The sequence below is a fragment of the Gemmatimonadota bacterium genome (assembly GCA_009692115.1).
In the GTDB taxonomy this organism is placed as follows: Bacteria; Gemmatimonadota; Gemmatimonadetes; order Gemmatimonadales; family GWC2-71-9; genus SHZU01.
The window spans coordinates 123649-134584 of the sequence record SHZU01000002.1; the positions used below are offsets into that span (position 1 = coordinate 123649).

At 66.4% G+C, this 10936-nt stretch carries 18 protein-coding genes; 11 read left to right on the plus strand and 7 right to left on the minus strand.

Going from position 1 to position 10936, the window contains the following annotated elements; translation table 11 throughout:
• Nucleotides 1-104 precede the first annotated feature (104 nt).
• Entirely contained in the window at nucleotides 105-620 is a 516-nt protein-coding gene (locus EXR94_03015) for a hypothetical protein (GenBank protein ID MSR01700.1), read from the minus strand.
• 38 nt (nucleotides 621-658) lie between these two features.
• On the opposite strand from EXR94_03015, the gene EXR94_03020 reads away from it, so the two are divergent.
• Nucleotides 659-1633: a metal-dependent hydrolase gene (locus EXR94_03020; GenBank protein ID MSR01701.1), complete on the plus strand. Its 975-nt coding sequence runs from the start codon at nucleotides 659-661 to the stop codon at nucleotides 1631-1633.
• Here the strand turns inward: EXR94_03020 and EXR94_03025 are convergent.
• From EXR94_03025 to EXR94_03040, 4 genes are read right to left on the minus strand one after another with little or no spacing between them, the layout of a single operon-like run.
• A complete protein-coding gene (locus EXR94_03025) occupies nucleotides 1587-2531 on the minus strand; it encodes a biotin-dependent carboxyltransferase family protein (protein MSR01702.1) in 945 nt (314 codons plus the stop codon). The genes EXR94_03020 and EXR94_03025 overlap by 47 nt on opposite strands.
• Nucleotides 2532-3164: a 5-oxoprolinase subunit PxpB gene (gene pxpB, locus EXR94_03030; protein ID MSR01703.1), complete on the minus strand. Its 633-nt coding sequence runs from the start codon at nucleotides 3162-3164 to the stop codon at nucleotides 2532-2534.
• Between the two features lie 14 nt (nucleotides 3165-3178).
• Nucleotides 3179-3940: a LamB/YcsF family protein gene (locus EXR94_03035; GenBank protein MSR01704.1), complete on the minus strand. Its 762-nt coding sequence runs from the start codon at nucleotides 3938-3940 to the stop codon at nucleotides 3179-3181.
• Complete coding sequence (locus EXR94_03040) at nucleotides 3937-4614, minus strand: TonB family protein (protein MSR01705.1); 678 nt, start codon at nucleotides 4612-4614, stop codon at nucleotides 3937-3939. The genes EXR94_03035 and EXR94_03040 overlap by 4 nt, the downstream gene beginning before the upstream one ends.
• A 130-nt stretch (nucleotides 4615-4744) precedes the next feature.
• On the opposite strand from EXR94_03040, the gene EXR94_03045 reads away from it, so the two are divergent.
• Both EXR94_03045 and EXR94_03050 read left to right on the plus strand, forming a co-directional pair.
• Nucleotides 4745-5242 carry a MarR family transcriptional regulator gene (locus tag EXR94_03045; protein MSR01706.1) on the plus strand — a complete coding sequence of 166 codons (498 nt, stop codon included), beginning with the start codon at nucleotides 4745-4747 and terminating at the stop codon, nucleotides 5240-5242.
• Complete coding sequence (locus EXR94_03050) at nucleotides 5239-5787, plus strand: SRPBCC family protein (GenBank protein ID MSR01707.1); 549 nt, start codon at nucleotides 5239-5241, stop codon at nucleotides 5785-5787. The genes EXR94_03045 and EXR94_03050 overlap by 4 nt, the downstream gene beginning before the upstream one ends.
• Here the strand turns inward: EXR94_03050 and EXR94_03055 are convergent.
• A complete protein-coding gene (locus EXR94_03055; protein MSR01708.1) occupies nucleotides 5784-6083 on the minus strand; it encodes a DUF4031 domain-containing protein in 300 nt (99 codons plus the stop codon). The genes EXR94_03050 and EXR94_03055 overlap by 4 nt on opposite strands.
• A complete protein-coding gene (locus EXR94_03060) occupies nucleotides 6076-6483 on the minus strand; it encodes an aminoacyl-tRNA hydrolase (GenBank protein MSR01709.1) in 408 nt (135 codons plus the stop codon). The genes EXR94_03055 and EXR94_03060 overlap by 8 nt, the downstream gene beginning before the upstream one ends.
• A 57-nt stretch (nucleotides 6484-6540) precedes the next feature.
• On the opposite strand from EXR94_03060, the gene larE reads away from it, so the two are divergent.
• From larE to EXR94_03100, 8 genes are all read left to right on the plus strand, one after another.
• Nucleotides 6541-7338: an ATP-dependent sacrificial sulfur transferase LarE gene (larE, locus tag EXR94_03065; protein ID MSR01710.1), complete on the plus strand. Its 798-nt coding sequence runs from the start codon at nucleotides 6541-6543 to the stop codon at nucleotides 7336-7338.
• The gene (thpR, locus tag EXR94_03070) at nucleotides 7335-7886 is read left to right on the plus strand and encodes an RNA 2',3'-cyclic phosphodiesterase (protein MSR01711.1); all 552 of its coding nucleotides are present in this window, start codon (nucleotides 7335-7337) and stop codon (nucleotides 7884-7886) included. The genes larE and thpR overlap by 4 nt, the downstream gene beginning before the upstream one ends.
• Nucleotides 7883-8533, plus strand: a complete 651-nt coding sequence (locus EXR94_03075; GenBank protein ID MSR01712.1) for a hypothetical protein — start codon at nucleotides 7883-7885, stop codon at nucleotides 8531-8533. The genes thpR and EXR94_03075 overlap by 4 nt, the downstream gene beginning before the upstream one ends.
• Entirely contained in the window at nucleotides 8530-8724 is a 195-nt protein-coding gene (locus EXR94_03080; GenBank protein MSR01713.1) for a response regulator, read from the plus strand. The genes EXR94_03075 and EXR94_03080 overlap by 4 nt, the downstream gene beginning before the upstream one ends.
• Entirely contained in the window at nucleotides 8721-8990 is a 270-nt protein-coding gene (locus tag EXR94_03085) for a hypothetical protein (protein ID MSR01714.1), read from the plus strand. The genes EXR94_03080 and EXR94_03085 overlap by 4 nt, the downstream gene beginning before the upstream one ends.
• Nucleotides 8991-9022: 32 nt before the next feature.
• Nucleotides 9023-9439 carry a hypothetical protein gene (locus EXR94_03090; protein ID MSR01715.1) on the plus strand — a complete coding sequence of 139 codons (417 nt, stop codon included), beginning with the start codon at nucleotides 9023-9025 and terminating at the stop codon, nucleotides 9437-9439.
• Nucleotides 9440-9549: 110 nt separating this feature from the next.
• On the plus strand, nucleotides 9550-10419 hold the full coding sequence (locus EXR94_03095; protein ID MSR01716.1) for an RNA polymerase sigma factor RpoD/SigA: 870 nt from the start codon (nucleotides 9550-9552) through the stop codon (nucleotides 10417-10419).
• Nucleotides 10420-10428: 9 nt separating this feature from the next.
• Entirely contained in the window at nucleotides 10429-10932 is a 504-nt protein-coding gene (locus EXR94_03100) for a YajQ family cyclic di-GMP-binding protein (protein ID MSR01717.1), read from the plus strand.
• Nucleotides 10933-10936 lie beyond the last annotated feature (4 nt).

A 10936-nucleotide genomic window follows, 5' to 3' on the forward strand; every position in this document is an offset into this window, starting at 1 on the left:
AGGCACCCCGTGTTGGAACGACACGCGGGTCCGACACGGCTGGTACGCAGCCAGTGCCGCGCCAGATGTTGTGCGGCGACCGGCAGGGGACCGGAAACCGGACCTCAGGTACCCGGGAATACCTGGCGGAGGTGGGTCAGGATGTTGAGTTCCAAGCGGCCGGTGGTTGCGCAGGGCACCCGTTCGCTTCGGCCTCCCGGGACGTCAACCGCGTCCGCACTGAGCAGGATCTGGAGTCGGGAGCCCTTGGGCGCGGGGGATACCTGGGCGCCGAGGTTGAGGAAGACATGCCAGAGGTCGGCGTTGGCCCCGGTGATGCCTTCGCCGCAGGAGAGGAACGCCGAGACCGGTTTGGTTCCGATCCGGCGGCTCACCCGGAGGCGTTTGACCCCAAGCTGGTGGTTGGCCGGATCGTCCTCCTTCATTGCGAGCTTGACGTCGGCGAAGAATGCCTTGAGGACCCGGTACACGCTGTCAGCGGGTCCGGCGACGAGGCCGCTGGTCGAACCGAGGTCCCGCTCGAACACGAACGTCCCCCAATCCGTGAGGAGTTTTTCTTGAGCCGCTACGGGCCGGCCCACCAACACCAATATTGCGGTCAGCCATGCCAATGGTCGCATCGGTCGGTCCTCATTAGGGTTGGTGACTGGTGGACAATATGAGCCTTTGGGACCGGAAAGGCAGCAGGATGGATCCGTTTTGCCACACGCTGGTTGGCGCCGCCCTCGCGAAAGGCGGGTGTGACCGCTGGACGCCGCGGGCCACGGCGGTGCTGATGTTCGCCGCTAACGCGCCCGATGTCGATGTTGTGGCCACGCTGGTGGGAGAGAACCTGGCGTGGCGGCGGGGCGTGTCGCACGGGGTTCCGGCGCTGCTGGTCTGGCCGTTTCTGATCGCCGCGGCGGCCCTGCTGTTCGACCGATGGCGTCCGGTGCCAGGGGAGCCCCCTGTCCGGTTCGGACCGGTCGCCGCGATCTCGGCGGTCGGGGTGCTGACCCACCCCGTTCTCGACTACCTCAACAACTACGGGATGCGCTGGTTGATGCCCTTCCGGGATCGATGGTTTTACGGTGACAGTCTGTTCATCGTGGACCCCTGGCTTTATCTCGTCTTGGGGCTCGGGCTCTACTTGGCGGGCCGGAGTCGCCGGGCTGGACATCATGACCCTGCTCGCCCGCTCCGCATCGCGTTGGCCATCGGGTTGGTCTATATCGGGGGAATGATGGCGGGCACCACGGCCGCCCGGGCGATCGCGGTTCGATCGTTAGGTAATGTCGACCGGGATCGGCTGATGGTCACCGCCCTGCCGGTCACGCCATTTCGGAAACAACTCATCGCCGACGACGGCGGGCACTATCGGATTGGGACTGTCGACCTGTTGACCCGGACCACTCGAGTGGACTCGACCATGACGAGGAACCCTCGATTTGCCGAGGCGGTCGCCGCGCTCAAGCAGAGCGCGCCGGGGCGAGCCTTGCTACGGTGGTCGCGCTATCCGGTCGTGCGGGAGGTCGAGGGAGGACGGCTCCGATTCTTCGACCTGCGGTACACCGACGGCCGCGACCCGTCATGGGCCAGCCTCGATGTCAATCCGATTGAGCCGACGCTCGGACCGCTGCCAGCGACGCCCTAAGCCGGGCCACCGACATCCGCCACAGCGGCCCGGCCTGGTCAGTCGAGACCCAGGCAAACCGCACCGTGCTCCCAGGCGCCAGTTGCGCAAACCGGGTCAGGTCGGCGCTGATCACCGCGCCGATCTTGGGGTAGCCGCCGACCGTCGGCCCGTCGCGGAGGATGACGATGGGCTGCCCGTCGTCCGGTACCTGAATGGCGCCCAGGCAGGTTGCCTCGGAGGGAAGGGTCGCGGTCACCTTGACCGCCAGGGGCGCGCCTTCGAGTCGAGTTCCCATCCGGTCTGAATTGACCGCCACCCGGTAGGGCGATTCGGCGAGTCGGAGGTACGCGTCGGTCGCGAAGACGTGCGCTTGGGGGCCAGGGGCCACTCGGATCGGTCCGGGGTCTGGCGGCGGTGACGGTACCGAGGTGCCGGGCCCGGGTGACATGGGCGGACGGGGTCCCCACCGGAGTTGGTCGCCCGCGGTGAGCCGGCGGCCCTCGAGCCCCCCGAGCGCCGTCGGGAGGTAGGTAGACCGGCTGCCGAGCAGTAGCGGCACGTTGACTCCGCCCTGGATCGCCATGAGGACAAACCGCCGGCCCGCTTCGGAGGCGATCTCGAGGCGACCGCCCTTCGGGATAGCGAGCTGTGTCGAGCTCGGGACCTCGGCGCCGTTCAGCCGCACCACGGCCCCTCCCACCACCGCCACGGCCGCCGCGGCGTCAAAGCCTAACACGAGCTCTCCCTGGGCCAGCTCCAGCCCGGCCGCGCCGTCCGGATTGCCGACCAGCGCATTGCCGATCCGAAGCCCGTCCGGATCCATGGCGCCGCCCGGCGGCAAGCCGATGCTCCGGTGGCCGACCCACCCGAGATCTTGGACCGTGACGAGGCCCGTGGCCCGGATGATGGTCAGCATCTAACGCTCCTCGGCAAACCGCACCCGGTCGCCGACGGCGAGCAGCGCCGGCGAGGCCCGGCGGGGATCGAACAGCGCCGCCGCGGTGCGCCCGATCAGGTGCCAACCCCCGGGCGTTTCGGCCGGATAGATCCCGGTCTGGGCCCCAGCGATGGCCACTGACCCCGCCGGCACCCGAGTTCGCGGCGACGCGCGTCGCGGCAGGACCAGGGCGGGATCGATCGGTCCGAGGTAGGCAAACCCGGGGACAAAGCCCAGCAACAGGACCCGGTACTCGACGGCCGAATGCCGGGCGACGACCTCCCGCACCGACAGTCCGGTCGCGGCCGCCACGTCGGCGAGGTCCGGTCCGTCATACCGGACGACGACCTCCACCAGGCGGCCGGAGGACCCGATGCCGGGCTCGGGTCGACCGATCATGGCAAGGCGCAGGTCGTCCGAGAGTTGGAGGATTGACGTCGCCGTCGGGTCAAAATGCACCGTCAATGTGGTGTAACCGGGGACCCACTCGATCACCCCGCGGACCGGCTCGGCCGCAAATGCCGCCGCCGAGCGGGCGACCGCGTCGGTAACGGCCGGGTCGATCCGGGTGCCGAATGAAATCGTGAGCGCGGCGTCGCCGAGGGGGGCGATGCGGGGTGGGGAAGTCACCGAGCGAAGGGGGCGATATCGATGCCGATGGCTTCGAGCCGCTCCCGGAGGGCTCGGACGATGGCCACCGCATGGGGCCCGTCGCCATGAACGCAGAGGGAGTCCGGCCGGACGATCCGGCGGGTCCCGTCGATCGCGATCACGAAGCGCTCGGTAACCATCCGGACCGCCCGTTCGACCACGGCGGCAACATCATCCAACACCGCGCCCGGCTGGCCCCGAGGCACCAAGCGACCGTCGGCGAGGTAGGCGCGGTCGACGAACGCTTCCCGGGCGGCCCTGACGCCTTCTGACTCCGCTTCGGCGATCATGGCCGAACCGTCGAGCCCGAGCAGCATCAGTTCGGGATCGACACTCCGGATCGCGCGGACAATCGCGCGGGCAACCGGAGCCTCCGTGGCTGCCCGGTTGTACAGGGCGCCGTGGGGCTTGACGTACCGCAGCCTGGCGCCGTTGCCGACGCAGAAAGCCGCCAGCGCGCCGATCTGGTACACCACGTCGGCTTCGATCTGCTCAACCGTTGCTCCGAGTTCACGACGACCGAACCCGACTAGATCGGGGTACGAGGGATGGGCGCCGATGGCGACCCGCCGGGCGGCGGCTCGCGACACCGTTTCCCGCATCACGGTCGGATCACCGGCGTGGAAACCACAGGCCACGTTGGCCGAACTGACCAAGCCGAGGAGTTCGAGGTCGGAATCGAGGCGGTACCGTCCGAATCCTTCGCCGAGATCGGCGTTCAGGTCAACCGACGTCACGTGGTATCAGCCGGCGCGGAGCGGACGATCTTGAAAGCAAAATTCTGCTGGACCCACTGGCGGACCCGCTGCGATCCCTGAACGGCCGGCTGGAATCGCATCAATGCCAGGGCCTCGGTGACCGCGGTGGCAAACTCCGGATGGGCGGTCCGGATGATCTGGATGGTCGACACCTCGACTCGGCCGGCGGTATCCACGACATAATGCACGAAGGTACCTCCCTCGATCCCTTTGGCCAGTAGGGCGGCCGGATAGGCCGGCGCCATACTGTTCGGATCACGAACGACGGCGGAATCGACCTCGATTTCGCTGAGGGCGGTTTCCTCGACCACCTCTGGGGCCGACGGCTCGGACGGCACCGTCACGGTATCGCCCGCCGTACCGATCGGGAGCGTTTGCTCCGGCTGGTCGACCTTGGGCATCGGCTCTTCGGTGGCCCTGCCGGTGCCGGCGATCGCCGACCAGTCAATGGCCGCGCCCAGTGTCCGGCGACCCAGGTCGCGGTCGAGCGGGACCAAGAACACGGCGAGTTGGTCGAGGGGGCCCGGTCGGTCCTCGGCCAGCACGGACCCGGTCGCGATGGCCCCGACGATCATCGCGTGGATCGCGAGGCTCATCAACGCCCCGATGTCGAATCTCGGGGGCGGGGGCGGTAGCAATTCGAAATGGGTCACCGAGGACCCTCCTTGCGGATCAACACTAGGCCTCTGGTCCCGACGACGGCAAGGGCCTCGGGGTTTCGGTCGGGCCGGTTTGTCTCGAGGTAGAATAGTTTTATTTGACTAATAAAAGTAATTGTAATAGATTCTGGTCGTGTCCAAAGATCCGGTCGCCCAACTGCTCACCGCCTACCCGGTCCTCCACCACGCCCTGCTCCAACGGGACGTTCGTGGCGGTCCGGGCGGGGTTGCGGTCACCGCCCACCAACTCACGCTGCTCGCCCAACTCGATCAGGCGGTGGGCCGGACCCTGACGGACCTCGCCGTGGCGATGGGTGTGGCGCTCCCGACGATGTCCCTGTCCGTTGACCGGATGGAGGGCTTGGGTCTCGTCAAGCGGGAACGCGATCCGGGTGACGGGCGTCGCGTAGCCCTCCGCTTGACCGAGGCGGGGGGCCGGTTGGCCCGGAGCCGGTCGTTGCTCGACCCGGTGAGGGTCCGGGCCCTGCTTGCCTCCTTGAGTCTCACCGAGCGCACCGCCGGGATCGAGGCGGTTGTGGTCTTAGCCCGGGCCGCCCAGCGGCTCGGGCTGTCGTCGTCGTCCGCGAGTCGTTCAGACCGCCATCCACGAGGTCGCTCATGAACCGTCGGCAACGCCTTCGTCGCGCCCGGATTCGGCTGCTCTGCTGGTTTGGCCCGCCCGGACTGGCGGCCCTGCTGTGGCTGGTCGGCCTCTTACTGCCGGCCCGGCATGTCGAGGAGGAGCGGACCGACTTCACTGTCTCGGCTGAAACGGTATGGGCCGTGTTGACGGACTTGGACGGGATGCCCACCTGGCGTCGCGGAATCCAGGCCTTGGAGCGGCTCCCGGATGTCGAGGGGCAGGTGCGATGGATCGAGGTTCGATCGGCGGGACGCTCCACGACCTACCAGCGGGTCGAATCGGTGTCGCCGCGGCGCCTCGTCGTCCAATCGTCCGAGCCGGGCCGACGGTGGGTCTATGACATTCGGGTGCTGGATCGCGGGAGCGAACTCACCGTTCGCGAGGAGCGAGAACTCAGGAACCCGATCATGCGGACGGTCCTTGGTATCTTCGGAGACCGGGCGCGCCTCAACGCCCTGACCGCCGACCTCGCTCGCCGGCTGGCGGGGCGACGAGACCAGTTGGCCTCGCGGGCAGCTGACTAGGGCAGGGGGTTGCGATCCGGCAACACGTTGCAGTGGATCAGCGCGCGCTCCAAGTAGATCTCGACCAAGTCAAAATGGAGGGTCTTGCTGCGATGGATAGACCGGGCGGAGCATCCCAGCGATACGGCCGCTGCAACGAGCGCCGCTTCATCAACCGCCAGCAGGTGGCAGGTCCGCCGCTCCCGGAACTTGAACAAGTTCTCGTGCACGGCAATTCCCCCTTGGGCCGCCCAGACTCGCGCCAGGGTGACTTCGCGGGTCTGAAAGTAGCGCCAGCCGGCCCGGGGCTCAGTCATTCGGCGGCCGCCGACGATCCCGCTTGATGCCCGACCGGTGCCGCTTCTGCTCCAGTCTCCGGGCTTTTTCGGCTTTGGGGATTCGGGTTTCCTTCCGCCGTTTCGGGACCACAAGCCCCCGGCCCACGAGGTCCTGGAGCCGCTCGCGGGCGGCCTCTTTGTTGCGAAGCTGGCTGCGGGAGTCCGAGGCCACGACGCGGATCCACCCCTCGGCGTCGATCTTCGAGGCCAGCTTCGTCAGCAAACGGGCGCGCTGATCGGGGGTGACCACCGACGAGGTCCGGAGGTTCCACTGGACTTCGACCCGGGTTGACGAGGTGTTGACGTGCTGGCCGCCGGGTCCGCCCGAGCGGGTGGCCCGAAATTCCAGCTCGTGGTCCGGGATGAGCAATGGCACCATAGCGGGCCAAAGTATAACCTCGCTTCCGTAGCCGGTTCGTGCCGTTACGTTTCCACCATGGAAAGCCGGAGGGGTTTGGAGGAGTGGTTTCGAGGCCGTGGCCGGGTGTTGCTTGGCTATTCGGGCGGCGTCGATTCCGCGTTGCTGGCGGTGGTTGGCGCACGGTCGCTCGGTCCCGACCGGTTCCTGGCGGTCCTGGGCCGGAGTGCTTCGTTTCCCGAAGTCCAGTGGCGCCAGGCCCGGTCGATCGCAGACTTGTTCGGAGTGCCGGTTCTCGAAATCGACACCGCTGAACTCGCGAATCCAGAGTATCGCGCCAACTCGCCGGAGCGGTGCTACTTCTGCAAATCGGAACTGTGGGCTCGACTCGCGGAGGTTGCGGAGGCGTCGGGCTTCGACACGATCATCGACGGCACCCATGCCGACGACCTTGGCGAGCATCGCCCCGGAGGTCGGGCGGCGGCCGAACGCCGGATCGGTTCGCCGCTTGCCGAACTTGGCTGGACCAAGGCGATGATTCGCGAGGAGGCCCGAGTCCTCGGGCTGCCGATTTGGGATGCGCCGGCGGCACCCTGTCTGTCGAGCCGGATTCGCTACGGCTTGGCCGTGACCCCGGAGCGGCTCCGCCAGGTAGAACTCGGTGAGGAATTCCTGCGTACGCTGGGCGTTCGGGGCGATCTACGGGTTCGCCATTACGACGACGTCGCCCGCATCGAGGTAAAGCCCGACATGTTTCTGCTAGTGGACACTCATTGGGCGGCCATCGAGTCGGGGTTCGCTGCCCTCGGGTTTGAGAGCGTCGAACGCGATCCCACCGGGTATCGGCGCGGGAAGCTCCTGCCGGTGGCGTCGTGAGACTCTTCATCGGGATTCCGCTTCCGGCACCGACCCAGGCCGAGGTCGCCGCGATCCTCCGCCGGCTTCGGGCCCGCGAATGGCCGGTCCGTTGGGTCCGGGACAAGGGGCTTCACTTAACGATCAAGTTCTTCGGCGAGACGACCACCGACCGAGTCGATGCGATTCTCGAGATGCTCAACTTTGCCACCGAGGGCCTGCATCCGTTGACCATGACTCTCTCGGCCGGGGGCGTTTTCCCCTCCGTGCGTCAACCCCGGGTCATTTATCTCGGCATCGATCCGGAGCCGAGCCTCGAACTGCTGCAGGACCGGGTGGAGCGGGGCGGAGAACAACTCGGCTACCCGCCCGAGGGGCGCCCGTTCCGCCCCCATCTCACGCTTGGTCGGGTTCGCGAGGGGCATCGATTGCCGGAGGGTTGGCAGGCCGAGGTCGAGGGGATTCCGGCCGGCGAGGCCTTCTTGGCCGACCGGGTGGTGTTGTTCGAGAGCGAGCTGACGCCCGCCGGGCCAACCTACGCGATTCGGCACGAAGTGGTCCTCACATGATTTTGAGTTGCCTGGCGTGGCCCGCTCGCCTGATGGGCACCGCGTTGCTGGTCGGGATCGGGTATGTGGGATGGGTCAATCGGGCCGAAGTCCGGCGCTGGGTCCACCGCGCCACCGCCGCGCCCACGCCGCCGCCCGACGACACGGTGACGCCGGCCGAGCTTCGCCGCCGGGCCGAGGCCCGGCTCGATTCGTTGGCTCGGGGTCTGGCAGATTCGGTCGTCCTAACACCCCGGGAGGTGGCCACGATGGTGGTGGCTGAGGTCGACCGGCGGGCGGTGGGCGTGGCCGACAGCGTCGTCGTTGAGCTGCTCGACGGTGGGGTCGCCATCCGGGCCCAAGTCGACGCCGCCCGGCTGCCAAAGGGTGCCTTGGGCCCGTTGGCCGAATGGGTAACCGGCCGGGAAACGGTGGCGGTTCAGGGCCCCTTGGTGCTTCGCCGGCTCGGTGTCGCGGAATGGCGGGTGGACCAGGTGACCGTTCGAGGCTTGCCGCTTCCGCGGGGACTCTGGGAGCGAATGCTGAGCCTGCTCATTCCGGGGACCAGCGGAACGCTCTCGTTCCCGGTGGATCGGTGGATCACCGGGATTCGGGTCACTCCGGAGGGTGCGGTGTTGTTCGGCGGCCCGGCCGAGCGAGTGCCATGAAATCGCGGATCTTGGTGGTGGACGACGAGCCCTCGGTCCGTGACGCGCTCCGGCAAGTGCTCGAGTACGAAGGGATGGATATTCGGACGGCGGGGTCCGGGGGTGAGGGGCTCACTTTGTTCGAGGAGTTCCGGCCCCATGTCGTGGTGCTCGATGTCAAGATGGCCGGCCTCGACGGCCTCGATTCTTGATCCTGTCGCCGGGGAAATCGGTGACCCATGGGGACGTCGAACGGCTCCTGCCGGGGCCTGCTGCCGCCCCGGTTGAGGCGCCGGATGGCGCCGAACCCAACGGCAGCTTCGGGTCGTTCAAGCTGGATGCGGAGCGGGTCTTCCTGCCCCAGAAGCTCCGCGAGCACGACTGGAACGTGTCGGAAACCGCCCGCGCCCTGGCCATGCCGAGGTCGAATCTCTACAAGAAGATCGAACGGTACCAACTGAACCGGGAATCAAAGTGACCGGAGGCCAACCGCGGGACTGGGACAAAGAGATGGCAGATATCGACAAGATCCTTGCCAAGACTCCACCGGCACAGCCTGCGGAACGGTCGAATGTCGGTGGTCCGGCCGCCGCCGCTCCGGCCCGAGGCAAAGCCATCGGTCCGGTCGGGCGCCGCGCGGTGCTCGCGACTTGGTTCAAGGTCGGTCTCGGGGCGGCGCTCGCCGCCGGGATGACCCAATGGCCATATTTCCACGCGTGCGGCACGGCGCTCTTCCTCTATCTCGGGGCGATCGGGATGGTCGGGTTGAGCGGTGTTTGGGGTATGATCACCAGTTGGCGGCACCGGATGGGGCTCGCGCACACGGTTTCGATCCTGGTCCTGATCTGGGGTGGCATCCTTGCGGCCGCAACCATCCTTCCGCGCAATGGGTACGCCAGGCTGGCCGCCACCTGGGTTTGTCCGTAGCCCTCTGCTCTCCCATTCCATTCTCACGGTTGAGGTGGTGGTTGCGAAGTAGCCGCGACGCGGGGTAGGTTCGGTTGCGGATCGATTTCTTTCGAAGGGTCTCGACGGACATGCGTCCAATTCGGGTCGGTGCTGGGGAAAACGGGTCAGGGTCCGATGATGGGTCCCTCGACATCTATCTTCGGGAAATCAGCCGGTATCCGCTGATTCCTCAAGAAGAGGAAGTGACCCTGGCTCAACGGATTCGAACCGGCGAGGAAGAAGCGCTCGACAAACTGGTCCGGAGCAATCTGCGGTTCGTCGTGTCGGTCGCCAAGAAATATCAGAACCAGGGCGTGTCGCTGTCGGATCTGATCAACGAGGGCAACCTTGGTCTGATTCGGGCCGCCCACAAGTTCGATGAGACCAAGGGCATCAAGTTCATCTCGTATGCGGTGTGGTGGATTCGCCAGGCCATTCTTCAGGCGCTCGCCGAACAGAGTCGGATCGTCAGGGTTCCCCTGAACCGAGCCGGAACCCTCTACCGGATCACCCGTCGGAGCGCCGCCCTCCAGCAGGAGTTGGGTCGCCAGCCGACGGCGGCCGAGGTGGCGGAGGGCATGGATATAGGGGTCGACGAGGTGGAGAAGGCCTTGGCGATTTCGCTGAACCACGTGTCGCTCGACGCGCCCTTGGCTCCGGGCGAGGACAACTGCCTCCTCGACTATCTGGCCGACACCCAGAATCCCAGCCCTGACGCCGAGACCTTCGAGCGGGCCTTGACCCATTCGATCGAAGAAGTGTTGTCGGGACTCCGGGAGCGGGAGGCGAAGATCTTACGGCTCTATTTCGGTCTCGATAGCCCGGAGCCGATGACGCTCGAAGAAATCGGAGCCACCTTGGGCATCACCCGTGAACGGGTGCGCCAGATCAAGGAAAAGGCGCTCAGCCGGCTCCGCCACGTCAGTCGCTCGAAGGCCCTTGAGAGTTACCTGTTCTAACTAGAGACTATGGCTTCAAACTCTTCGTTCGACATTTCGACCGGCGCCGATCTTCAGGAAGTGGACAATGCGGTCAATCAGACCGTGAAGGAAATTGGCCAGCGGTACGATTTCAAAGGCACTCATTGTACCATCGAGTTCGATCGCGCCTCGGCCACGGTCAAATTGTTTGCCGACGACGAGTTTCGGATGAAACAAGTGATCGACGTGCTGGAGGCCAAGTGCGCCAAGCGCCAAGTGCCCTCGCAAAATCTCTCCAAGTCCGACTTCGAACCCGGCACGGGCACCTCCGTTCGCTGTGTCATCACCTTGAAACAGGGGATTGACCAAGAGACCGCCAAGAAGATCTCGAAGGCGATCAAGGAAGGGGGCTTCAAGAAGGTGCAAACCCAGATTCAGGGCGAGGAAGTCCGGGTGACCAGCCCTTCGCGCGACGAACTGCAGACGGTCATGGCCTTCCTGCGTACTCAGGATTTTGAAATCGAACTCAAGTTCGGCAATTACCGCGGTTAGGTGG